This window comes from Nodosilinea sp. LEGE 06152, from assembly GCF_015207525.1.
GTDB lineage: Bacteria > Cyanobacteriota > Cyanobacteriia > Phormidesmidales > Phormidesmidaceae > Nodosilinea.
In genome coordinates this window covers 53,479-78,450 of sequence record NZ_JADEWR010000018.1, presented here as the reverse complement: position 1 = coordinate 78,450, position 24,972 = coordinate 53,479, and the positions used below count along the sequence as shown (strand labels likewise).

13 protein-coding genes and 2 pseudogenes are annotated in these 24,972 nt (G+C 55.1%); 6 read left to right on the top strand and 9 right to left on the bottom strand.

Going from position 1 to position 24,972, the window contains the following annotated elements:
- The first annotated feature begins 80 nt into the window (after positions 1-80).
- Both IQ265_RS21445 and IQ265_RS21440 read left to right on the top strand, forming a co-directional pair.
- Positions 81-3,410: a non-ribosomal peptide synthetase gene (locus IQ265_RS21445; RefSeq protein WP_194057356.1), complete on the top strand. Its 3,330-nt coding sequence runs from the start codon at positions 81-83 to the stop codon at positions 3,408-3,410.
- Complete coding sequence (locus IQ265_RS21440; RefSeq protein ID WP_194057354.1) at positions 3,407-9,172, top strand: non-ribosomal peptide synthetase; 5,766 nt, start codon at positions 3,407-3,409, stop codon at positions 9,170-9,172. Before IQ265_RS21445 ends, IQ265_RS21440 begins: the two co-directional genes overlap by 4 nt.
- A gap of 145 nt (positions 9,173-9,317) precedes the next feature.
- On the opposite strand, the gene IQ265_RS21435 is transcribed toward IQ265_RS21440, so the two are convergent.
- Complete coding sequence (locus tag IQ265_RS21435; protein ID WP_194057352.1) at positions 9,318-9,824, bottom strand: GNAT family N-acetyltransferase; 507 nt, start codon at positions 9,822-9,824, stop codon at positions 9,318-9,320.
- 355 nt (positions 9,825-10,179) lie between these two features.
- Between IQ265_RS21435 and IQ265_RS21430 the strand changes: the two genes are divergently transcribed.
- A complete protein-coding gene (locus IQ265_RS21430) occupies positions 10,180-11,706 on the top strand; it encodes a YifB family Mg chelatase-like AAA ATPase (RefSeq protein ID WP_194057350.1) in 1,527 nt (508 codons plus the stop codon).
- A 10-nt stretch (positions 11,707-11,716) separates the two neighbouring features.
- On the opposite strand, the gene IQ265_RS30170 is transcribed toward IQ265_RS21430, so the two are convergent.
- From IQ265_RS30170 to IQ265_RS21390, 6 genes and pseudogenes are all read right to left on the bottom strand, one after another.
- Complete coding sequence (locus tag IQ265_RS30170; RefSeq protein WP_194057554.1) at positions 11,717-12,121, bottom strand: response regulator; 405 nt, start codon at positions 12,119-12,121, stop codon at positions 11,717-11,719.
- A 150-nt stretch (positions 12,122-12,271) separates the two neighbouring features.
- Positions 12,272-13,939 (bottom strand): annotated as a pseudogene (locus IQ265_RS30165) (PAS domain S-box protein); the annotation flags it as partial.
- 57 nt (positions 13,940-13,996) lie between these two features.
- Positions 13,997-14,353 (bottom strand): annotated as a pseudogene (locus IQ265_RS30160) (response regulator); the annotation flags it as partial.
- A gap of 60 nt (positions 14,354-14,413) precedes the next feature.
- A complete protein-coding gene (locus tag IQ265_RS21400; protein ID WP_194057347.1) occupies positions 14,414-16,972 on the bottom strand; it encodes a response regulator in 2,559 nt (852 codons plus the stop codon).
- A 553-nt stretch (positions 16,973-17,525) separates the two neighbouring features.
- Positions 17,526-19,277, bottom strand: coding sequence for a cation:proton antiporter (locus IQ265_RS21395; RefSeq protein WP_194057345.1), 1,752 nt, complete (start codon positions 19,275-19,277; stop codon positions 17,526-17,528).
- 271 nt (positions 19,278-19,548) lie between these two features.
- Positions 19,549-20,301: a Uma2 family endonuclease gene (locus IQ265_RS21390; protein WP_194057343.1), complete on the bottom strand. Its 753-nt coding sequence runs from the start codon at positions 20,299-20,301 to the stop codon at positions 19,549-19,551.
- A 578-nt stretch (positions 20,302-20,879) separates the two neighbouring features.
- Between IQ265_RS21390 and leuA the strand changes: the two genes are divergently transcribed.
- Positions 20,880-22,580 carry a 2-isopropylmalate synthase gene (leuA, locus tag IQ265_RS21385; protein WP_194057341.1) on the top strand — a complete coding sequence of 567 codons (1,701 nt, stop codon included), beginning with the start codon at positions 20,880-20,882 and terminating at the stop codon, positions 22,578-22,580.
- A gap of 81 nt (positions 22,581-22,661) precedes the next feature.
- Here leuA and IQ265_RS21380 read toward each other — a convergent pair whose 3' ends face one another.
- Positions 22,662-23,264 carry a GAF domain-containing protein gene (locus IQ265_RS21380; protein ID WP_194057339.1) on the bottom strand — a complete coding sequence of 201 codons (603 nt, stop codon included), beginning with the start codon at positions 23,262-23,264 and terminating at the stop codon, positions 22,662-22,664.
- Positions 23,265-23,553: 289 nt separating this feature from the next.
- On the opposite strand from IQ265_RS21380, the gene IQ265_RS21375 reads away from it, so the two are divergent.
- Together IQ265_RS21375 and IQ265_RS21370 are read left to right on the top strand one after the other, a co-directional pair.
- Positions 23,554-23,916, top strand: coding sequence for a hypothetical protein (locus tag IQ265_RS21375; protein WP_194057337.1), 363 nt, complete (start codon positions 23,554-23,556; stop codon positions 23,914-23,916).
- A 171-nt stretch (positions 23,917-24,087) separates the two neighbouring features.
- The gene (locus IQ265_RS21370) at positions 24,088-24,300 is read left to right on the top strand and encodes a DUF2945 domain-containing protein (protein WP_194057335.1); all 213 of its coding nucleotides are present in this window, start codon (positions 24,088-24,090) and stop codon (positions 24,298-24,300) included.
- A 6-nt stretch (positions 24,301-24,306) separates the two neighbouring features.
- Here IQ265_RS21370 and IQ265_RS21365 read toward each other — a convergent pair whose 3' ends face one another.
- Positions 24,307-24,939: a Uma2 family endonuclease gene (locus IQ265_RS21365; RefSeq protein WP_194057333.1), complete on the bottom strand. Its 633-nt coding sequence runs from the start codon at positions 24,937-24,939 to the stop codon at positions 24,307-24,309.
- Between the last annotated feature and the right edge of the window lie 33 nt (positions 24,940-24,972).

The window sequence follows — 24,972 nt, the reverse complement described above, 5'->3', positions numbered from 1 at the left end:
GTCAAAATCTACCTTAAAGCATAATTTTAAATCCTTCTTTTTCCCTACAACAAAGTGGGGTTTAACTAGTGCAGGCGTGAATGATTGTAGATGAACCGACTCAGGCGCACACCGAGGCAGATGTTTTTGTCTTTCCCGCCTCGTTTGCCCAGCAGCGTCTGTGGTTTATTGACCAACTACTGCCGGGAGACTCCCTCTATACGAGTCCCCTGGTGTTTCGGCTGAGCGGTCATTTACAGCGATCGCACCTCCAGCGCAGTATGCAGGCGATCGCGCAGCGGCACGAAATTCTGCGAACCTCGTTTGATGTGGTTGACAGGCAGTTGATGCAGATTGTCGTGGATCAGATAGATGTGCCACTGCCGTTAACAGATTTGCGATCGCACCCTGCCGACCAGCGCGAAGCCATAGCGTTACAAGACATTTGGCAAACTATTCAACACCCGTTTAACCTCAAGCAACGACCGCTCTTTCGAGTGCAGCTGTGGCAACTGCAGGATGACGAACATTTGATGCTAATTGCGCTGCATCACATCATTTTTGATGAGTGGTCAAGCGGCATTTTGATTCGAGAATTGGGTGAAGGATACGCCGCCTCAGTCGAAAACAAATCTACCGCACTACCCGAATTACCGATTCAGTACGCAGATTTTGCCCACTGGCAGCGGGAATGGTTGCAGGGTGACGTGTTAAATACCCAGTTGAGCTACTGGAAGCAACAGTTAAAAGATATCCCAGTTCTGCAATTGCCGGGTGCGTCGTCGCCTGCGTCGGGGCAACCACTATCGCAGGGGAATCAGGGTGCGAGTCAACTGCTGGAGTTGCCCCAGCGATTGTTGGAGGCGTTAGAAAAGCTGAGCCAGCAGGCGAATGTAACGCTGTTTATGACCCTGTTGGCGGCCTTTCAAACCCTGCTGCACCGCTACACTGGTCAAACCGACCTGGCGATCGGCTCTCCCATTGCCAATCGACACCAGAGTGAATTGGAAGGACTGATCGGCTTTTTTGTGAATAGCCTGGTTCTGCGGACTAACCTAGAGGGCGACCCGACATTTTTAGAATTGTTAGGGCGAGTACGAGAGGTCACCCTAGCCGCCTACGATCATCAAGATTTACCCTTCGAAAAGCTGGTCGAGGAACTACAGCCCGTTCGTAACCTCGGTCAAAATCCCCTGTTTCAAGTGGTGTTTGCTCTGCAAAACACACCGATGACGCAGCTAGAATTGCCGGGGTTAATTCTCAACCCGGTGGATCTGGAGATTAAGACATCCCGCTTTGATCTGGAATTTTACCTTTGGACCTGCGGCGATAACTTCAGAAATCTATGGGGTAAGGGTTGGCAGCAATCAGACGGGCTGCGCGGCATGGTGATTTACAACGCCGAGTTGTTTGAAGCCAGCGCGATCGCATCGCTGCTCAAGCATTTTCAAACGCTGCTGGAGGGCATTGTCGCCAACCCCAAAACGCCGCTTTCTGCCCTGCCGTTGCTAACCATTGAAGACCAACAAGAATTGCTCCATCGTTGGAGCAGCAACCAGTCCAGCTATCCTACCAACGAGTGCATTCATCATCTGTTTGAAGTGCAGGTGAGAGAACGACCCGATGCGATCGCCCTGCAATTTGGCAACCAACAATTCACTTATCAGCAGTTGAATCAGGGCAGCAACCAACTGGCGCGATACTTGCAACGGTTGGGCATTGGTGCAGAAATGCCCGTCGGCATCTGCCTGGAACGGGGGATAAGCGCGATCGCGGCCATGTTGGCGATCCTCAAAGCGGGAGGAGTTTACGTACCGCTCGACCCCAGTTATCCGGCAGAACGGTTGCGCTTCATGGTCGAGGATGCGGGCATTACCGTCATTCTCTCCGAAGCAAACTGGGTAGACGAATTGCAAACGGCGACTACCGAAGTGGTTTGCTTGGAGCAAGCATGGAATGCGATCGCCCAGGAATCAGACCAGAACCTATCCACTCCCTGTACTGCCGATCAGCCTGCCTACGTCATCTACACCTCCGGCTCTACGGGAACCCCCAAAGGCGTTGTGGTGCCCCATCGAGCGGTCAATCGGCTGGTGTGCAATACCAATTACGTGCAGATTACAACTAGCGATCGCGTGGCGCAAGTGGCAAACCTCGCCTTTGATGCCGCCACCTTTGAAGTGTGGGGTGCATTGTTAAATGGCGCACACCTAGTTGGTATCGAGCGAGATATCACGCTGTCTCCCGCTGATTTTTCTGACATACTGCAGCAGCAGAATATTAGTATTTTGTTTCTCACCACGGCTTTGTTGAATCAAACCGTTAGCCAAGTTCCCGATGCTTTTCGATCGCTTAAGTATCTGCTGTTTGGGGGGGAAACGGTAAACGTCGATCGGGTGCGATCGCTGGTGCAACAGGGCAAACCTCAGCACTTGCTCCACGTATATGGTCCTACAGAAAACACAACCTTTTCCACCTGGTATGAGATCCAGGAAGTTCCAGAAACTGCTACCACAATTCCTATTGGCAGAGCGATCGCCAATACTCAAGTTTACGTACTGGATGCCCATCAAAACCCTGTTCCCGCTGGGGTAGTTGGTGAGATCTATTTAGGTGGTGATGGGTTGGCAGACGGATATTTGAACCATCCAGAGTTGACCAATGAAAAGTTTGTTCGTTCAAAGCTATCAAATCCAAATTCTGCCTATAACGAGTGCCAGAACTTAACTCTGTATAGAACAGGCGATCGCGCGCTTTATCACCCCGACGGCAATTTAGAATTTTTGGGGCGCGTAGACAACCAGATCAAAATTCGAGGATTTCGAGTTGAGTTGAGTGAAATTGAGCAAGCGATCGCACAATACCCATCGGTGCAAGCAGCGGTCGTTGTCGTGCGCGAAATTGACCAGGATCGGCAGCTAGTTGCCTACATTGCTTCCAGCGCAGCGGCAGCCCCACCAGAACGAGAACTGCGATCGCTGCTCAAGAAACGGCTCCCTGCCTACATGATTCCCACGGCGTTTGTGGTGCTAGATGCGCTTCCTTTAACGGCCAATGGCAAAGTAGACCAAAAAGCATTACCCCCACCAACGCTGCATAGGGCAGCATCCAGTGCAACGACAGCTCCTAAAACGTCTTTAGAAACGACGCTAGTAGACCTTTGGATGCAGCTATTGGGGCACCAGCAAGTGGGCATTCACGACAACTTTTTTGAGCTGGGAGGCCATTCTTTGTTGGCCACTCAGTTCGTTTCACGGGTACGCGATCGCCTGCATATCGAGTTGCCCCTGCGCAGCATCTTTGAAACCCCAACCATTGCTGAACTAGCGCAGCAAATCAATACCCTTCAGGCAACGCTTCAACCCAACATCGCGTCAATCAGCGATCGCAGCCGAACCAATTCTCAACGACGTGAGGAAATAGACCTATGACCACCTGGGCGATCGCTGACTTTATTTCTCACCTCGACGACCTGGATATCAAGCTTTCCCTCGAACCCGATTCTAGCGTTGCAAATAACCAGACCCGACTCCGCTGTAACGCTCCCGAAGGAACCCTCACCCCTGCCCTCCGCCAAGAACTAACCGACCGCAAAGCCGAACTCATTACCTACTTACAGGCAAACCCAGACAGCAAAGAACCACAGTTAAACGGTAGCCTCTCATCCACCCATCCACCCATCCACCCTCCTACCCATCCACCCTCCCACCCATCCACTCCCTCCCCCCTCTCCTTTGCCCAACAGCGGCTGTGGTTTCTTTACCAGCTCGCTCCTCATAACCCCTTCTACAACGTACCTGCCGCCATTCACCTGGCGGGAACGCTTGATCGCTCGGCATTAGAGCGATCGCTTCAAGAAATTGTGCGTCGTCATGCTGCCCTGCGTACCCGATTTACAACCGTAGATGGGCAACCCGTTCAAGTGGTTGAACCCAATGCCAACGTCGAACTTGCCGTCGTGAATCTACAGTCGGTTGCGCTTAGTGAACGCGATCGCATTCGCCAACAATTAGCGACGGCTGAAGCCCAACGCCCCTTCAACCTGACGACCGATTCTCTGTTGCGCGTGACCTTGCTGCACTTTGATGCAGCAGAATCTGTGTTGTTGCTGACCATGCATCACATTGTTGCCGATGGGTGGTCTTTGGGGGTATTGATTCGAGAATTGGGGTATTTTTATACGGCATTTGTGGAGCATCAATTGCCGACCCTACCTCCCTTGCCCATTCAGTACACCGACTTTGCCCGCTGGCAGCGCAACTGGTTGCAGGGAGAGGTTTTAGAGAAACAGTTGAGTTATTGGCGGCAACAATTGCAAGATTTGCCGCTGCTGGAGTTGCCCAGCGATCGCCCTCGTCCTGCTGTTCAAACCTATCGAGGCGCGACCTATCCCTTACACATTTCCCCTACCCTTTCTCAGGCGTTAGAAACGCTCAGCCAGCAGTCTGGAACGTCTCTATTTATGACGCTGCTAGCAGCGTTTCAAACCTTGCTTTACCGATACACAGGGCAGGAGGATATCGCGAGCGGATCTCCCATCGCTAACCGTCATCGCAGCGAGGTGGAGGGGCTAATTGGCTTTTTTGTGAACAGCCTGGTGATGCGGTCGGACCTATCGGGCAATCCAACTTTTCGCGAGTTGCTGGGGCGGGTTCGCCAGGTTGCCCTGGGAGCCTATGAGCATCAAGACTTACCCTTTGAAAAACTGGTTGAAGAACTAGACCCCGATCGCGACCTGAGCCGCAATCCCTTGTTTCAGGTGGCCTTTGCCCTGCAAAATGCCCCTGTGCAGTCCCTAGAACTACCGGCCCTGACGCTAGAACCCGCCCCCCTAGAGTCTGCCAGCACCCGCTTTGACCTGGAGGTTCACCTATGGGAATCTGCCCACGGTTTAAAGAGTTTGTGGCGATCGCAGGACGGTTTGAGCGGGTTCATTTCCTACAGCACTGATTTATTTGATCGTGACAGAATTGCTCGTCTAGTCAGTCATTTTCAAACGCTTCTAGAAGGAATTGTCGCGAATCCAGATGCCCGATTATCAGACCTGCCGTTGCTTACGTCTGAGGAGCGGCAACAGATTTTGTATGACTGGAGCATTGGGAGATCCCCCCTAGCCCCCCTTGATAAAGGGGAAATCGGAAGTGCTGCTGAAGTTTCTTATCAGGGGCAACCTGGTAAGAAGCCGGTCTATTTCCATCACACTGTTGAAGCCCACGCCAAGCAAGCTCCAGATGCGATCGCCCTTGTCACTGAAGCTCAAACTCTGACCTACCAGGAACTCGATTCCCAGGCGAATCAGTTAGCAGAAAGCCTGAGACAACTGGGAGTTCGGCCCAATTCACTGGTGGGGTTGTGTGCTGAGCGCTCTGCCGACCTCGTGATTGGCATTCTCGGCATTCTCAAAGCGGGAGGAGCTTATGTGCCGCTTGATCCGACCTATCCAAGCGATCGCCTCCAATTCATTCTTGAAGACACTCAAATTTCCATTCTGCTGACGCAATCCTGGTTAGTAAAATCCTTGCCTGCATCCCAGGCGCAGGTCGTTTGTTTAGATCAACCTCATCCTCAGTTGCCCCCTTCTTATCGGGAAAGGAATCTAGGGGATAAGGATTCCTCCGATCTCGCCTACGTCATCTATACCTCTGGTTCCACGGGCACCCCCAAAGGCGTTCTCCTCCCTCATCGGGGCTTGTGTAACGTTGTACAGGCTCAACAACAGGTCTTTCAGCTCACCCGCACCAGCCGAGTTTTGCAATTTAGCTCTCTTAGCTTTGATGCGTCCATTTTTGAAATTGCCCTTGCCCTTGGCTCTGGCGGCACCTTGTATATTCCTCCCAAGGCTGCCCAACTGCCGGGTATGGCACTAATAGAATTTCTGCAAGAGAACGCCATCACTCATGCCCTACTCACGCCAGCCGTACTCGCCGTTCTGCCCCCTAGGGAATTGCCTGACCTTCAGGTGTTAATCACCGGGGGAGAAGCCTGCTCCAGCCAGGTGATCGATCGCTGGGCTGTCAACCGCCGCTTCTTCAACGCGTACGGGCCTACCGAAGCTACTATCTGGGCAACCGTTGCCGAACTTCAGCCAGGCGACAATCCCCTGACAATTGGTCGCCCTATTCTCAATACTCAGGTCTATATTTTAGATGCCAACTTAAATCCCGTTCCGGCAGGCATTCCAGGGGAGTTGTACATCGGCGGAGCAGGAGTGGCGCAGGGCTATCTCAATCGCCCGGAGTTGACAGTGGAAAGGTTTGTCAGTGCTGAGTTTCTAGGGCTGAGTGTTGAGTTAAAAAGTGCCTTTTCCACAGATTCCACAGCCGATAAACAGCACTCAACCCTCTACAAAACAGGCGATCGCCTTCTCTACAACCGTGACGGCACTATCCAATTTTTGGGTCGGGTAGATCATCAAATCAAAATCCGAGGATTTCGGGTTGAATTGGGTGAAATTGAAACAGCTTTACAGCATCATCCCGCAATTCAAGATGCCGTTGTCATCCCGTCCGCTGCATCGTCCCTGATTGCCTACTTCAGCCTTGATACTCAATATCTGCAAGAAAGTACGCGATCGCTCCAAACTCAGCACCTGCAACAGTGGCAAACCCTCTACAATCAAACCTACCAATCCACAGAACCTACTCAGCCTCCAGCCCTCAGCCCCCAGCCCTTTAACATCACCGGATGGAACAGCAGCTATACCGGAGATCCCATTCCGCTGGAGCAAATGAAGGAATGGGTGAGCGATCGCGTTCAGCAAATTCTAGCGCTGAAACCTAAACGCGTTTTGGAAATCGGGTGCGGCACAGGGTTGTTGCTGTTTCAAATTGCACCACACTGTCAACAGTACGTAGGTACAGACTTTTCGGCTGTTTCTCTAGCGTCAATTCAGCATCAAATAGACACACTCAATCTCTCTCATGTTGAGCTTTTGCACCGCATGGCAACCGACTTTGAGGGAATTGATCTAGGGTCATTTGACGTCGTGATTTTGAATTCGGTTGTGCAATATTTCCCGACTGAAACCTACTTAATGCAGGTTTTGAAAAAAGCCATTGAAGCCGTAGCAGAGGGTGGTGTTCTATTTATTGGAGACGTGCGAAACCTACCTTTGTTATCTGCATTTCATAGCTGGATGAAGTTTGTTCAGGCCGATGATAGTGTAGAGCGATCGCAACTCTGGCATCAAGTTGAGCGATCGCAGTTTGAAGAGCCAGAATTGGCGATCGATCCGGCATTCTTTTATGCGCTGCAAGAGCAGTTTGCCCAAATCAAACAGGTTCACGTTCGCCTGACACGAGGTCATAGTCAGAATGAAATGACTCAGTTCCGCTACAATGCTTTGCTGCAAATGGGACGATCTTGCGATGTTGGGTTGAGGCACGAAACCCAACCTACAACCGCTATCCAAGCAAACACGAGGGAGCAAATCAACTGGAAACAGCATCCAGTGACCGTTCAAGAGATACACCAGCAGCTCCTTGCCACTGAGCCAGAAACCCTCACCGTCACGAACGTGACCAATAGCCGAGTGAATGCCGCTGTTACAACAGCAAACTGGCTCCAGCAGAAGAAAACACCTAAAACCGTTGGGCGAATGCGGGAGCTATTGCAAGACACTGAAAACTCAGCGATCGACCCGCAAGACTGGTGGAATTTAGAAACAGCACTGCCCTACACAGTAGAGATTACCTGGTCAGCCTCGACCGAGACTGGAGACTATGATGTGGTGTTGATTCGTCATGGGGTTGATGCAGCGGATGCTGCACTGCGGCGCAGTGATCGATCGCCCCAGCTGTTCACCAACCATCCACTTCAGGCAAATGTCGCTCGCCAACTCGTTCCTGAGCTGCGGCAACACCTCAGCCAGACGTTACCCGACTACATGGTTCCGGCCGCCTTTGTACCGTTAGCCGCCCTCCCGTTAAATTCGAGTGGTAAGGTCGATCGGCGTGCCCTCCCCCCGCTCGACCACGCGCACAGCAGCGTTTCACCTGTGGCAAATGCACCCCAAACCTCAACCGAGACGACTCTCATTGAGATCTGGCAAGACCTACTACAACTCAAGCAGGTCGACCGTCACGACAACTTTTTTGAGTTGGGTGGGCATTCCCTACTCGCCACCCAAATGACCTCGCGCATCCGCGACACCTTTGAGTTAGAACTCCCGCTCAAGAGCGTCTTTGCCGCTCCCACCATTGCCCAGTTAGCACCCATCCTCGACGCATTGCGCGATACCGCCCCAAGCACACCTCCCCTCGTTCGGCTCGATCGCACCGCCTACCGACGCAAATCCTCGACTTTGCTCAACCAGCCTGCTCAGGTTGCTCCTGTTCATCCCCAACCGGAAGCGCCAGCACTCAACACAGTCATCCCGTCCCCTACTTCGCCGCTGGTTCCCCTGGCTTTGGGCAGCAGCAGTCCTCCCTTCTTCTGTGTGCACCCTATGTTTGGGGTCGTGTTTCCCTACATGGAACTGGCCCATCACCTGCAAAGCGATCGCAGTTTCTATGGGTTGCAACCCTTAGGATTAGACGGCAAATCTCGTCCCCTAAATAAAATGGAGGCGATCGCGGCCTATTATATTCAGGCCATTCAAACCCTTCAGCCCCACGGGCCTTATTACCTGGGAGGCTGGTCTTTCGGAGGGTTAGTCGCCTTTGAGATGGCGCAACAACTCACTCAAGCAGGCGAAACAGTTGAGCTGCTGGCCATTCTCGATACGACGGCTCCCTGCACCAAACCTTCTTTCTGCCAGAGTTTTAAGTTTCTGATGAAAACTGCCCTCTGGTCTACCCTGCCATTCCTGCTAGATTTTAGTGCCCTGGCAACCCACCGCCTGCAATCTAAAAATCCCTGGTTCTCCCGCTGGCAATGGTCGGCCATCACCCGATTGATTCCCGAAGAGTCTCGATTGCGCCTGTTAAATGAATCTGCCATCAACGCCATGCTGCCCATTGTCTATGCGCATAGTCAGGCAACCCACGATTATGTGCCTCGGCCCTACTCCCACGCGATTGCGTTATTCAAGGCAGCAGATCAATCAGATGCCAATCGACATGATGAAACACTAGGCTGGAGCGAATTAGTTAAAAACATTGAACTGCACGAAGTTCCCGGTAATCATTTATCGCTGTTAAAACAACCCCACGTGCAAGTCCTAGCACAACAGCTCAGACGCTATCTGACATAGATACAGCGCTACTTTGACTTCAGACGGGTACGGTGTCTGAGTCTCTCTATTACTCTCAAAATAGTTTGAAAACCAAGCTAACCGGACGAAAATAACCTCTGCAACTCAACAGACAACCTATAGTCAGTTCTGATTCAGCGCAATGTTAGGCATTTTCGTTGAGGCTACAGACCATCAGATAACAACGACCATATCCGGGAGGGTTGTATTCTCGCAGAATGCGAAAGCCAGCTTTGGTGTATGCGCGCTGTGCAGACAGATTCTGCACACTTGTAGTCAGCCCAACTAACGGCACATCTCCTCGTTGGCGAAGCTGTGACACCAATACCAGAAGTGCTTTCGGTCCAATCCCTTGCCCCACAAATTCCAAATTCCCAATAAGCATATCGACATCAACCGATCCGGCAGGGATCTCGTAGAGACTCACTGAATCCAAAACTTCACGCGACACAGACTGCCATCGCATGTAGCCAACTGCTTGGCTTTCAACCGTGATCAGCGCTCGATCTCCATTTTTTGGTGGATTGGTTGCCCAGGCAATATGATCTTCAGGATCGTGATACCAGGCAGCGACATGAGGAGCAGTCAGCCAATGCCTCAACAGCTCGACATCAGTGGGGGAGAAGGGAGTTAAGGCAATATCAGATTCCATAGAATTGCGGTTTTTTCTGCCTAATTGTGTATTGAGTGTCAGCTCTGCTAGACAAGACCCCTCTGGCTTTCGTTGGCTAGCTGATAGCCGCTAGGCTGCAATAATCTTCGATCAGGTAGTCAATACCTAAGAGCTGAACCACAGCTACTCTCCAGAATCTTTCTACCTATGATGAACTATATTCTGACGTGCTATGGGGTGCAAGGGTGCGGCCAAAGGCAAACCCGTGGGGCAGTAGGGCTTCGCTGATCTCGCACCCAGGCAAAATTAGGTCACTCTGCGCTCAATTGCCGATCGCACCCCACCCCCTGGGCACCCTAAAAGCCAGAATCAGGGGCCATCTTAGGGACACAATATGCTGGCAAGGGTTTGGAGCGCGGCGCTAGTGGGCATCGACGCCCTCAAAGTGGGGGTCGAGGTCGATATTTCTGGTGGGCTGCCCGGCGTAGTGGTCGTGGGCCTGCCCGATACCGCCGTGCAAGAGTCGCGCGAGCGGGTCAAAGCGGCGCTAAAGAATGCGGGCTTCCCCTTCCCCATGCGCAAGGTGGTCATCAACCTCACCCCCGCCGACCTGCGCAAAGAAGGCCCCATTTTTGATTTGCCCATCAGCGTCGGCATTCTCGCCGCTGCCGAGCAGGTGAATACCGACGCCCTCAATGACCTGCTGTTTTTGGGTGAAGTCTCGTTAGACGGCAGCCTGCGGGCGGTGGCCGGGGTGTTGCCGATCGCAGCAGCGGCGCAAAAACTGGGCATTCGCGGCCTGGTGGTGCCCGCCGACAACGGCCGCGAGGCGGCAGTGGTGCCGGGGCTAACGGTCTACAGCTTCAACCACTTGTCGGAGGTGGCTGATTTCCTCAACCATCCCGCAGGCCATACCCCCGTGGCCGTCGATACCACCTTGGCCATGAACGCTGCCCCTAACGCGCTGGATCTGCGCGATGTAAAAGGTCAGGCCCAGGCCCGTCGCGCCCTAGAAATTGCGGCAGCGGGCGGGCACAATTTGATTTTTGTGGGACCGCCAGGCAGCGGCAAAACCATGCTGGCCCGCCGGTTGCCCTCCATTTTGCCGCCGCTCCAGTTTGAAGAAGCCCTGGATGTAACGCAGATTCACTCGGTGGCGGGGTTGCTGAAGGAGAAGGGCACGCTGGTGAATACGCGCCCCTTTCGCAGCCCGCACCATTCTGCGTCGGGGCCATCTCTAGTCGGCGGCGGCAGCTACCCCAAGCCGGGAGAAATTTCGCTGGCTCACCGAGGCATTCTCTTTCTGGATGAACTGACAGAATTCAAGCGCGACGTGCTGGAGTATTTGCGCCAGCCCCTTGAGGATGGCTACGTCACGATCACCCGCACCCGCCAGTCGGTCGTTTTCCCAGCCCAGTTTACGCTGATTGCCAGCACCAACCCCTGCCCCTGCGGCTTTTACGGCGACTCGGTGCAGCCCTGCACCTGTAGCCCCCGCAGCCGCGAAAACTACTGGTCGCGCCTCTCTGGCCCCCTGATGGATCGCATTGATTTACAAGTGGTGGTCAGCCGCATCAAGCCCGAAGAGATGACCCAGCACCAGCCAGGGGAGGCTTCAGAACCCGTGCGCGATCGCGTCCAAGCCGCTCGCCAGCGGGCCCGCGATCGCTTCAAAACCGAGTCGGGGTTGCAGTGCAATGCCGACATGCAGAGCCGCCACCTCAAGCACTGGTGCCCGCTGGATGACATTAGCAAAACCTTGCTAGAAGGGGCGGTGCGCAAGCTGGGTCTCTCGGCCCGCGCCATGGATCGCATTCTTAAGGTCGGTCGCACCATTGCCGATCTCGATGGTGCCGACAATCTGCAAACCCACCACATAGCCGAAGCAATTCAGTACCGCACCATCGATCGCATGCAGTAGCGCGTGGCTTTTAGCCTCTGGTCTTTTCCAGCAGCGCCGTCATCTTGTTGAGCAGGCGGGGCAGCTCAATGGGTTTGGTGTCGTACTCGTCGCAGCCAATCGCCAGGGCTTTTTCGCGATCGCCTGCCATAGCGTGGGCGGTCAGCGCAATTACCGGAATGTGAGCGGTTTGGGCATTGGCCTTGAGCTGCTGGGTAGCCTCCCAGCCGTCCATCACCGGCAGGCTCATATCCATCAGCACAATGTCGGGGCGGTGGGCGGCGGCCATAGTTACCCCTTCCAAGCCATCTACAGCGATCAGCACGTCGTAGTTGAGCCGCAGCAGACGGCGCGAGAGCATGTCGCGGTTCATTTCGTTGTCTTCGACCAGCAGCACCTTGATGGGGGCGGCTGGGGCTGGGGGGCTCGGGTCCATAGCCTCGGCATCTTCCATGCGCAAACTTTCGGCTTCGGCCTTGAGCTGCTGAAAATAGTCGCTTTGAGTAATCGCCGCTACTTCTTGGGCACGCTTGGCGTGGTCAATTTCAATCTTCAACTCGTCAACCTGGCGTTTGAGGGCCTCTTCTGCCAGCTTGCGCTTGGTCACATCTTCGACAATTCCCTCGTAGTAAAGCAGCTCGCCGTTGGCGCTGCGCACCGCCCGCACGCTTTCTGACAGCCACATGATGTCGCCATCTTTGCGGTAGGCCTGGTACTCGTAGCCGATAATTTCGCCGTCGGCGTCCACCTGCTGCATGAGCTGCTGGCGACGTTCGGCATCGACGTAGATTTGGCTGCTAATTTCAGTGACGGCGGCCATCATGGCCTCGGGCGAGTCGTAACCGTGGATGCGCGCCATGGCGGGGTTGACGCTGAGAAAATGGCCCGAGGGCGTCGACTGAAAAATGCCCTCCAGGGCGTTTTCAAAGATGCTGCGGTACTTTTCCTCGGTGAGCCGCAGCGAGTCTTCGGCCTGCTTGCGGGCGGTAATGTCGGCCATGGCACTGAGCACCGTCGCTTCGCCGTTAAAGGTCAACGGCTGAAACGAGGCTGTTACCCAAAAGGGGCTGCCATCGGCCCGTTTGCCCTGTAGTTCGTAATGCTGAATTGACTTGCCTTCGCTCAGGGGGCCAATTAAGGTTTGGTGCTCGGCCCGCTCAAAATAAAAGTCCTCAATGGAGCGGTGCAGCAGGTCGGGTTCGGTATGGCCAAAGGTTTTGCTGGCCGTGGCGTTGGCATAGAGAATGAGGCCGTCGGACAGCCGCCAAATCAGCACGGGTACCGGGGTGGCCTCAGCGATTAGCTGCTGGGCCAGGTACATCACCCGCTGATCGCGGAGCCGCTTTTTCTCTAGGTAGGCGGTGATTTTAGCCCGCAGCAGCACTGGCTTGAAGGGCTTGGAGAGATAGTCTTCTGCCCCCATTTCAATGCAGCGCACCACGTTGTCAATTTCATCGAGGGACGAAATCATGATCACTGGAATAGCGTGCAGAGTAGGGTGCTGCTTGAGGTGGCCGAGCACCTCGTAACCGTTCATCTCGGGCATGATCAAGTCGAGCAAGATCAGGTCGTAGGGGCTGCTTTGCAGCATCTCCAGGGCTTGGCGGCCATTGGCGGCGACCGCTACGGTGTAGCCCTGGTGCTGAAGCTGACGGGACAGCAGATCGCGGTTGGTTTCGTTGTCGTCGACGATGAGAATGGTGCCCCCCTGGAGGCTCAGCTCGTCGACGGGGCTGTGGTTGAGTGCCCGAATGGTGGTTTCGGCTGCTCGAAATAGGCTGGATGCGGTGGTGCCATCGAGCAGCAAATCGGTGGTCTCTGGCCCGCTGGCGTCAATCAGCTGGAGCTGCTGCCGTGACAGATTGACGATGTCGTTGACCATGCCCAGCAGCCGTTGAGCGGCTTTGTGAATGCGATCGAGGTCGAGCACGATCTCGGGGGAGGCTTCTTCGAGCAGCATTTCGCAGTAGCCAATCACGGTGCTGAGGGGGGTCAGCATCTCGAGCCGAATGGTGGCCCCAAAGGAGTTGATGTCGCGGGGTGACTGGCCTACCTCCAACTGAGTGGGGTCGAGAATGACGTTGGCCAGCGACAGCAGCTGGGTGCCGCAGGTGTAGATTTTCTGCAAATCGTCCCCCAGCGACGCGTCGGGCTGCCCCTTGATTTCGTCGAGCAGCATCTCGCTGTAGCCAATGATGGCATTCATGGGGGTGCACAGCTCGTGGCGCAGATGGCTGAGCAGCGCCCGCTGCACGCGGCTGTCCTGGGGTAGGCTGTTGGTGTCCTGGGGGGCTGGGGGCTGGGCGCTGGCCAGCAGGCGCTCAATTTTCTCAAGCAGCTGGGGTAGGTCAACGGGTTTGGTGTCGTACTCGTCGCAGCCAGCGGCAAAGGCCTGGTCGCGATCGCTCTGCATGGCGTGGGCGGTGAGGGCAATAATGGGAATGTGCTGGGTGCGCGGGTTGGCCTTGATTTGGCGGGTCGCTTCGTAGCCGTCGATCACCGGCAGATCAATATCCATCAGCACTAGGTCGGGGCGTTCTGACAGGGCCTTAGAGACGCCATCGGCACCGTCGATCGCGATCGCCACCTCGTAGCCTTTGCGCAGCAGACGACGAGACAGCATGTCTCGGTTGACCTCGTTATCTTCGACTAGCAGCAGTTTGGGCATGGGGGCAGCAACGATTACAAGAGTGCATGGGCATGGCTAAGGGGCTGTCAGACAGGGGCACTAGGAGTTGGCTCGACCATGGCGCGAAACCGCCGCCGAGGCCAGATCGCTAATTTCGCTGAGCAATGCCTGGCGATCGAAGGAACCCTTCTGATAAATGCGCTCAATCTGGCCGTCGAGGCGACGGCGATCGTCTGGGGTGAGGTCTTTGGCGGTGAGCACCAGCACCGGAATGTCGCGCCACTGGGGCTGGCGGCGCAGCTCGTCGAGAAACTCAAAGCCGTCCATCTCGGGCATCATGAGATCGAGCAAAATAATGCCTGGTGCCTGGGTTTGCATCAGGTCTAGGGCGGCGCGACCGTTTTCGGCTTCTAGCACCTGCCAGCCCGCTTTGGTGAGCTGGCGACGCATCATTTCCCGGTTTTCGGCGTTGTCTTCAACCACCATGACCGAGGTGACGCCAGTTTCGGTGCTGTACTTGCGCAGCAGCTCGGTGAGGCGATCGTAGTCGATGGGCTTGAGCAGGTAGTCAGAGGCCCCCAGGGCGTAGCCCAGGTTTTTGTCGTCAACCATGGTCACCATGACGACGGGAATGGTGGCCAATTCAGGGTCGGCCTTGAGCTCGGTCAGCACTGTCCAGCCGTCGATGCTGGGCATCATCACGTCGAGCACAATCACGTCGGGGCGGTGGCTGCGAGCCAGCTGCAAGCCGTCTAAGCCGCTGCCCGCCCCCAAAACGTTGAAGCCTTCGCGGGTTAAAAATCGCTGCATCAGGTCTTGCACCGAGGGGTCGTCGTCGATTACCAGAATGGTGCTGGCGGTCGGAATGTGCTCGATGGGCGCGATCGCGCTGGGCTCGGCGATCGCGCTCTGTACCACTTCCGCTTTCCCATCGAGTCTCAGATCGGGCACGCGCTCGGGCAGCTGAAGGCTAAAGGTGGTGCCCTGGCCAGCGGCGCTGGTCACGCTGATTTCGCCGCCCATCATCTCGCAGAACTTTTTAGTAATTACCAGCCCCAGCCCCGTACCCCCGTACTTGCGGGTGGTAGACGAATCGGCCTGGGTAAACGACTGAAACAGCTTGGCCTGCTGCTCCGGGGTCATGCCAATGCCGGTGTCGGCCACGCGAAAGGCGATCGCCGCCTCTGCCTTGATATCTGGCCCAGTACTCACCGGCTCTACGGTGAGGGTAATCGTGCCGTCTTCGGTAAACTTGCTGGCGTTGCTGAGCAGGTTAAACAGGCACTGGCGCAGCTTGGTGATGTCGGCATGCATGGTGTCGATGCCGTCGGCGCAATGCACCACCAGGGTGTTGCGATTTTTGTCGATCAGCGGGCGAATGGTGTCGGCAATTTCGGCCACCATCGGGGCAATTTCAAAGGTTTCTAAAAACAGCTCCATCTTGCCCGACTCTACTTTAGAGAGGTCAAGAATGTTGTTGATTAGCCCCAGCAGGTGACGCCCGGCCCCGTGAATTTTTTGCACGTCGGAGATCAGCGCACTTTGGCCCAGATCGGTCAGCTCTTCCTTCAGCATTTCGCTGTAGCCAATGATGGCGTTGAGGGGGGTGCGCAGCTCGTGGCTCATATTGGCCAAAAACTGGCTCTTGGTCTGGTTGGCCGCCTCCGCCTCTGCCCTGGCCCGCTCAGCCGCTTCGGTGGTTTCAGCCAGCTGCGCGGTGCGTTCCTCCACCGCCTGACTCAGGTTTTGCTCGCGGGCGGCGACCTCGTAGGCCATCACCTGAAAGGCCCGCGCCAGCTGCCCCGGTTCGTCGGCCCGTTGGGCTACCGCAGTCATGGGCGCAGCATTAAACTCGCTGACCTGTTCGGCGGTCATGGTGCCTGAGCTGACCCGCCGCGCGATCGCCGTGAGCTGATTAATGGGCTGAATAACCGTGCGCTTGAGCAGCGCATTGAGCAGCAGACCCAGGGCCGCAAAAATGCTGGCAAAAATGCCCATGACCAAAAACAGGTACTGACGGCCCTGCTGAAACACCGCGTCGGCGGGTACATAAATAGTCTGGGCGGCAACGATTTCATTCATCTGCCAGCCAAACCCACCCTGACTGCCAAAGCTCACCAGTTGACTCTTAGGGGCCGCCGCCGGAGTGCTGTGGCATTCGAGGCAGCTTGCCTTGGTAATGGCAAGCGGTCGGGCAATATAGAACAGGTTTTCGCCATTGCGGGCGCGATACCCTGACAGCTTAGCCAGCTCAGGCTCGGCTCTAAATTGTTCGACCAGACCGGTTTCAAAGTCGTCGGCCTGGTCACGGGGGTTGGTGGGGTTGAGGGTAGCTTCTTTATAGAAAAAGCTCTGGTAGTCGGGGTGGCTACGAAATTGTTCAAAGACTTCTGTGGCAGCGTAGGCCGGCACCGTTTCGCTGATAAATTCTGGACTGGTGGCCAGCTGGTCGGCCAGCAGAGGGCGAATGTTGTCGCTGGTGTAGGTTCTGACCGAGTTCATGGTCTGGGTCAACATTTCGGCCTTGGCTGTTACCTCTCCCTCAGCCTTGCGCTGCATAGCGGCTGATAGAGTGAGACCGCTAATGACAACCCCAGCTAAAAACACCAGGGTGAGAAGTAACGTAAATTTGGTGCCTAACCTCAATTTCCTGATCATGGGAAGCTGCACTAAAGAAGGGCAAGCGAAACGAAGCAAGCATGTCGCCCAAGACCGCATCGCGGCTTTCAGTCCGAACCTTCGTAAGGACAGCATAAAAAAACACCTTACGTAGCCTGCACAAAAACACAGGCCCAAAAGAACACTCTCTAATTATTAAGGTGTTTTTACAGTACTACTTCGGTTGTGAACTACTGAGCTGCATTCTTTCAATTAAGAAAGAATTAACTGCGTCTTTAGATCTACAGTGGAAACCCCATTGATTTAGATATTAGTCTTGGAAACCCTTTAAAAAAGTGTTTTGAGTCACAGAATTTTATTTTTAGTAGTAGTATTAAGACATGTTTTGCATGGATTAAATATTAACTATAGAAGATTGCCTATAAAAAAGGCTGCTTTGCATTAAGCCATTTTCGTATTAGCCAAAAATGCAATAGGCACAGCTTTTTGACCAACTTGAGCGGTGGTCTGCCATGGGCTAAGGGATATTTGCGCCAGCGATGTATCGAGATTCACCGCTCAAACGGGTGCTGTGCCTGATTAGCAGGCTTGGTCATCCTTTGCCTACCTGGGGCACGGGGCGAATGCTGCGGTAGCGGTCTTGACGGATCCAATCTAGCACCGACTGTATTTCGAGGGTCTTTTCGCCCAGGGTGTTGAGCAGGTGCGAGCCGAGTTCCAGGGCGGCCTCAAACTCGGGTTGCACCACTTCTCTGGCCCCTAGCTGAGTCAGCACGTCGATCTCTTCGTTGTTGTGCGATCGCGCAATGATATCCAGCTCGGGGGCTTTGGCCAAAGCTCGCTGCAAGAGTAGGCGAGTCGTTGTCGGGTCGGGCAGGGTAATGGCCAGGGCCTTGGCGGTCTCCAGGCAGGTCTTTTCGAGCACCAGTTCGCTGTCGGCATCGCCGTAGACGTAGGGAATTTGCACCAGGGGGGCATGACGATTGCGCAGGCGCTGAATGGCGGTTTCGCTGTTTTCGATCACCAGTACCGGGTAGCCGCGGCTGAGCAGCACGTTGACCAGCACTTCGCCCACCCGGCCATAGCCCGCCACGATCACGTGGTCGTGAATGTCGGCGGGCACCGACAGCAGCTTGGGCTCCTCGGCCCGGTTGAGGTAGTCTTTGAGCACGGGCAGGGCGTGGAGCCAGTCAGATACTCGGGGCGCAAGGTTGATCCATAGGGGGGTGAGCATGAGCGAAATGGCGATCGTGCCCAGCAGCAGCGAGTAGCGCTGCTCGGTAATTAGCCCCAGCTCTAGCCCCATCAGCGCCAGCACAAAGGAAAATTCGCCGATTTGGTTGAGCCCAAAGCTAGCTTTTACGGCTGTCTTGAGCGAATAGCCAAACCCCAGCACAATGGGCAAAACAATCAGCGCCTTGCCCACCATAATCAGCCCTACCAGCTCCAAAAGTTTGCCCAGGTTGTTGAGAATCAAGTTGGGGTCGATCAGCATGCCGATGGAGGCGAAAAACAGGCAGGCAAAGGTGTCGCGCAGGGGCAAAATTTTGCCCAAGGCCTGGTCGGCGTAGTCGATCTCGGAGATCATCAGGCCAGCGACAAAAGCCCCCATCGCGATCGAGAGGCCGAGGATAGACGTCACCCAGGCAATGCCCAGACAGAGGGCTACGACCGTGAGCAAAAACAGCTCGCTGCTCTCGGTGGCGGCAATGTGCTGAATGAGGGGGGGCACCACCCAGCGGCCCAGGGCGATCGCCCCCGCTAAGAACAGTCCAAACTTGAGCGCCGCGATCGCCAGGGCTGGCCCCAGGGCATCGGGTTGGTTGAGCACCGGCAGCACCGCCAGCATTAGCCCCAGGGCAATGTCTTGGGCGATCAGCAGACCCAGCATTACCTGACCGTGAACGGTGGCGGTTTCGCCTCGGTCAGTCAGGGTTTTGAGCACCACCGCCGTTGACGATAGCGACAGCACCAAGCCCAGAAAAAGGCCCTGCAGCGGAGAATCTGCCGTACCTGAGAGCAGCGACACCGAACACACCAGCAGCGTGGTCAATCCCATTTGCAAAAAGCTGCCCTTCAGGGCGATCGCCCGCACCCGTTTCAGCTCGGAGAGCGAAAACTCAACCCCCAGGGCAAACAGCAAAAAGGCAATCCCCACCTCCGCCAGGGCCTGAATTTGCTCTACATCGGTCTGGAGCCCCAGCCCAAAGGGGCCAATCACCAGCCCGGTGAGCAGGTAGCCCAGCAGCGCTGGCTGCTTGAGGCGGTGGGCAATATAGCCACCAATGGCGGAACACCCCAAAGCCAGGGTGAGATCGAGGACGAAGTTTGGTTCAGCGGTCATACATGAGCACGGTAGGGCGATGAAAATAGCGTCTACAAAGCCCCCTGCACCAGTAGACACAGGGGGCTTTAAAGCCGACAAGGACAAAGGCATAGCTAGCCAATAACCAGGGACGCTGCGTGACCCCGTTAAACCCGCTAAGCCGATTGCAAGGGGCTAAACCCCCAGCTTCTATTGTCACTAATAAGTGGTGAGTGCGCTATCAACTGCCTTTAGCAAGGTTATTGCTTGCGCAGCGTCAGAACGTTGGGCGATCGCCCCTTGCTTCAATCTATAGATTGGGCTCAAACCCTTCTGCTCGGAGCTGTTCAGCCAATCTCTCGGCCCGCTCTCGTTCTTGCTCGGCCCGCTCTCGTTCTTGCTCGGCCCGCTCTCGTTCTTGCTCGGCCCGCTCTCGTTCTTGATTGGCCCGCTCTCGTTCTTGATTGGCCCGCTCTCGCTCTTGCTCTAGCTGCTGCCCCAGTTCGATATAGGTCAAAAATTGCTGCCCATCGGGGCGGTAGATTTCCAGCCCCGCATCGCTCATGTGAAAGCGAATCTGCAAACAAGGGCTGACCCACCCATTCATCTCCTCAATCACCTGAAGGCTGTCTTCACACCGCTGTAGCCCGGTTAGCTCAAGCTTGTCGGGGTCGTAGATGTAGTACTCCTCAATGCCGTAGCGCTCGTAAAAGTTCAGCTTGCGCAGCATCTCACCAAAGCGGTTGCCCGGCGACAAAATTTCAAACACCACCTGGGGCGCAATGCCGCCCTCCTGCCACTGGCGGTAAGATCCTCGGTCTCCCTTGGGCCGCCCTATCGCTACCATCACATCGGGGGCCTGGCGAATCGTGTTGTCCCCTTCTACCGGATACCAAAGTAGATCGCCCGCCACAAATACGTCGGGATTCTTCGCAAACAGCAGTTCAAGGTTTTCTTTGATTACCACAATCCAGCGAAACTGCTTGGTATTGTCGGCCATGGGTTGCCCATCGCTGTCGGAGTAGTTGACTGTGGCTAAGGCGTCGGGAAGCTGCTGAACCATAGTGAAAATGCCGTGCAGGCCTAGGCTTTTATTGTAAGCGCTGCCTCAATGCTTCCAGGTTTGAATTCTGGATTTGAGATTAGCGATTTCGGGTTCAGGCCCATCACAGTGAAGGGGTTGAGAGGTGATTTCCGGTGGCCAGAATTGCAGGGAAATGTCTGCCTTGCGATCGCGCCTCAGCTCTTGACGCCAATTTCAGGTGCGGTTAGGATGCTGATGTTGTGCAACTCTGCGCCATCACCGTTTGATGTTGTCTTTGCAGCTATCCCCCGCCCGTCTCTTCAGCCTAATCCTAGGGCTGGGGCTGCTGCTGCGCCTTGGGCGCAACTAATTCTTAAAACAAAGGCGAAGTGCCCTGAATAGTTTTACTCCTTTGGTCACAGGTTGTCCCTGAATCTGACTACGGCTTAGGAGTTTGCTGCGTTATTCAAGCGTTGGTGCATTGCGCTCTGCCGCGATCGCACCCCACCGCCTCGTCCGCTGAGAGCCTTGTAGGGTGGGCACTGCCCACCATTCCAGTCAGGTGATGTCTAAACATTGCCTAAGTATTGCCATCCGCTAACTCTTGGAAATATCCCATGTTGACCAACCCCGCTGAGAAATATCGCCCCTTTGCGCCGATCGCATTGCCAGACCGCACCTGGCCCAGCCAGACCATCACCCAACCCCCAATCTGGCTCAGCACCGACCTGCGCGACGGCAACCAGGCGCTGATTGAACCCATGTCGGTCGAGCAAAAGCTGCGAATGTTTGAGCTACTGGTGGCGATCGGCTTTAAAGAAATTGAGGTGGCGTTTCCATCGGCCTCAGAAACTGACTTTAACTTTGTGCGCCGCCTGATCGACGAAAACCGCGTGCCCGACGACGTCGAAATTCAGGTGCTGACCCAGGCGCGGGAAGACTTGATTCGCCGTACCTTTGAGTCATTGGCGGGGGCGAAGCGGGCGATTGTTCACGTCTACAACGCCACGGCCCCGGTGTTTCGGCGGGTGGTGTTTCGCAACGACAATGCTGCGACCATTGAACTGGCGGTGCGGGCGGCAACGCTGATTCGTGACCTGGCCGCAGAGCGACCCGAAACCCAGTGGCGCTTCCAGTATTCGCCAGAGGTGTTTTCGCAGACTGAGCTGGAGTTTGCCCGCGATATTTGCAATGCGGTGCTGGATGTGTGGCAGCCCACCCCCAATCGCAAAGCGATCATCAACCTGCCCGCTACGGTAGAAAGCGCTACCCCCAACGTATTTGCCGACCAGGTGGAGTGGATGCACCGCCACCTGACCTACCGCGCCAGTGTGGATTTGAGCGTGCACAACCACAACGACCGGGGCTGCGCGATCGCCGCCGCCGAACTGGGCCAGATGGCCGGGGCCGATCGGGTCGAGGGCTGTCTGTTTGGCAACGGCGAGCGCACCGGCAATGTCGATATCGTTACCCTGGCGCTGAATCTCTACACCCAGGGCATTCACCCCGGTCTCGATTTTTCGCGCATTAACGAGGTAGCCCGCATTGTCGAAGACTGCACCCAGCTGCCCATTCACCCCCGCCATCCCTACGTGGGCGACCTGGTGTTTACGGCCTTCTCCGGCTCCCATCAGGATGCGATTCGCAAGGGTTTTGCGGCCCGCAACCCCAACGACCTGTGGGATATGCCCTACCTGCCGCTCGACCCGGCGGACCTGGGCCGTTCCTACGAGTCGGTGGTGCGGGTAAATAGCCAGTCGGGCAAGGGCGGCATTGCCTTTTTGCTAGAGCGCGACTATAACCTCAGTCTGCCTCGCCGTTTGCAGATTGAGTTTAGCCAGGTGGTGCAGCGAGCGATGGATGCCACCGGCAAGGAAATGACCGCACCGATGCTGTGGGACTTGTTTGAGCAGGAGTATCTGCGGGCGAACGCGCCGTTTAAGTACGTGACCCACCACTGGCGCGATGACGAGAGCCCCTCGGCCATTTCCACAACCTTGGAATGTGGCGATCGCGTGCTGACCCGTGCGGGCCACGGTAACGGCCCCATCGATGCCTTTGTGGATGCGCTAGATCTCCAGATTCGCGTACACAGCTATGAGGAGCGGGCGATCGGCCACGGTAGCGATGCCGACGCGATCGCGCTGATCGAAATTGCCGCCGACTGGCTGGAGGGCACCATTCATGGGGTGGGCGTTCACAGCAGCATTGTTACGGCTTCGCTGCTGGCGGTGCTTAGCGCCGTCAACCGTGGTCTGGCGACGCTAACGCCCACGCAAAGAGAAGCGGTGCTGCCTGGGCCGCAAACCATTGGCTAAGCCCGCTGTTGCAAGGGTGGATATTGACCTTTAGGCCAGCCGTATCCACCCCTGAGCGGTTTCTGTACCGGCCTTTAGTGGCTAGTTCTGAGCTGCCACGGTCGAAAGGCTGTCGTAATTGGCCTCAACATAGGTCATGGCAACAGGCGTGAGCCAGGCAACGGCTTGTTCAATTAGTTGGCGATCGCTCTGGCTCCAGTCTCGAGGCCTGTCGAAAGTGCAGGCTTGTAAAACCCCCCACAGCGTTTGCTCTGAGCACAGATGAGCGTGAACCAAGGCCCTGTGGCCAAAGGTTTTGCACTCAAACTCCCGATTTAAAGTCCCAGGGTCGGCCCGTTCGACATCGTCTACAAAAATACTGGGCTGAGCGTTGAGGGCAGCTGCAAACATGGGGTCTTCGTCAGCTAGAGAGGAGGGTTCTGGCTTCCACTGGGGGTCGTAGATGGTGGGCACAGACGATTGCGCCTTCCAGCAGAAGGGCACCCGCCCAATCGCAGAACTGGGATCACGGACGTACAAAAATACGCGATCGCACTGCAGCTGCTGTCCTAAAACGGCCAGAATACCCTCCATTATTGGTGCTGTATTTTGCCCCTGGGCCAGTGCCTCAGAACATTGACACACCAACGCTTCAATTCGATCAAAACTAATTTTGTTGGTCTCATGGGCTTGCGGTTGAGCCATAGCTGTCTACCGTGGGTACTTCCTTACCTTAGAGCCAAAACAAGTTGCCTACCCCTGCCAGGCTTAGGGTTTGGCTCTCACCCTTTAGGAACAAACAACCTCTTCCTAAAAGTAGAAAATAACTCGAATATGGGGTCAAGTATCCCCATCGTCGACGAAAATATACCCTTCGAACGATGAGGTTGGCTGAGAGGTTTACGTAATGTGTCCACTAGGTAGAAGCGGTGGCCATGCGTCCACTGGCTTGCTATTTCTAGCATTTGTTAGGTAACTCATTAGGTGATTTATGATGAAAGCGATTTTCGAATCTCTAAAGAAAGTGCTGCACAGCATTCACTGGAAGCAGTTTGCAGTTGCTTGCTCCGCAGTTGTCATTCTATTGACTGCCAGTGGAGTTGATGCCAGACAAAATGCTAGCCAGCAAGCCAAAGCCAACGGTGAAATACCCCCAGCCGGAGAGATTGGTCGGCCTCGCACCATGAACCAGTGGCGAGCTGAAAACGAAGTCTTAGAAGGGCAGCCTGGCGAAAAGCTGAAGCGTATTGCTGAAGAATCTGCCGATGCGGTGAAGAATATGGCAGAGATCTACCCGCAAAATGCGAAGACCCTAACACCCGGTATGGATAACGGCAAGCTACCAACCGACGACTAGTAAATAGCTTTCAGCAAGAGCTGATGTGGCTCCGCTAAAGTTTTTTGGCGGAGCTTTTTGCTCACCTGTGCCGGAACTTAGTACATCCTGAAATTATCGAGAAAGGCCTGCGATCGCGGCGACGTGCCCAGGGCCAGCAGAAATTAAGCAAGTTGAAATTAGGCAATTACAATGACGCAGAACTTTAAGAAAGGCGACAAAGTCTCCTGGAACACACCCCAGGGAAAGACCGTGGGCAAAGTTGTGAAAAAGCTCACCTCTCACACTGACATTAAGGGGCATACCGTAGCTGCATCTGACGATGACCCTCAATACCTGGTAGAAAGCGATAAAACCGGCAGTCAAGCTGCCCATAAACCCAGCGCTCTGACCAAAGAAGATTAACCTAAACTAAATAGTTTGATGGCTTAACCACTGGCGAAATTGTTTGATTAAACTGTTTTCGCCAGTAGTAGGTTGCAGCTTTAGAAACTGCTCAACATTACTAGCCTCTAGTGGCGGTAGAGCTAGGCTAGTAAGACTGACGATGTAGCTTGCATCTTGCAGAGTATAAATCGTCAGGTTTTCGCCATCGAATCGCCAGAGTTCTGGAATGCGCAGCGCCGAGTAAGTGGCCAGTCGATTGAGTGAGCTGCTGGTGATATCAATGTCTACAGCCAGGTCTGGAGGTGGGTACTGGGCTAAATCAATTTGCCCCACGCCGCGCACCTGAGCTTCGTGCTGGATGTAGTAGCACTGGTCGGGTTCTAGCCCTTTAGCAAGGTCTTCTCTATCGCACGTTCGCGACCCCAGGCTGCGAATTTCTAAACCCAGGTCTTCGGTTGCGGCCTCAATTAGGCGACCCAGCCGCTTTTTGTAGGTTTCGTGCGGGTCGAGCGGCATTCGAACTTCCAAAGTGCCTAGCTCGTAGGTCAGGCGAAGGGCAAGCTCTTGTTCAAAATCGCTTACGAGTGAGCGGTAGGTGTGCCAGCTAATGTTTTGCAAGATGACGCGATCGGGGCTTTGAATGAGGGTGGCAGCCATCGCATCCTCTAGTACTCAATGTTCTATTTTTAT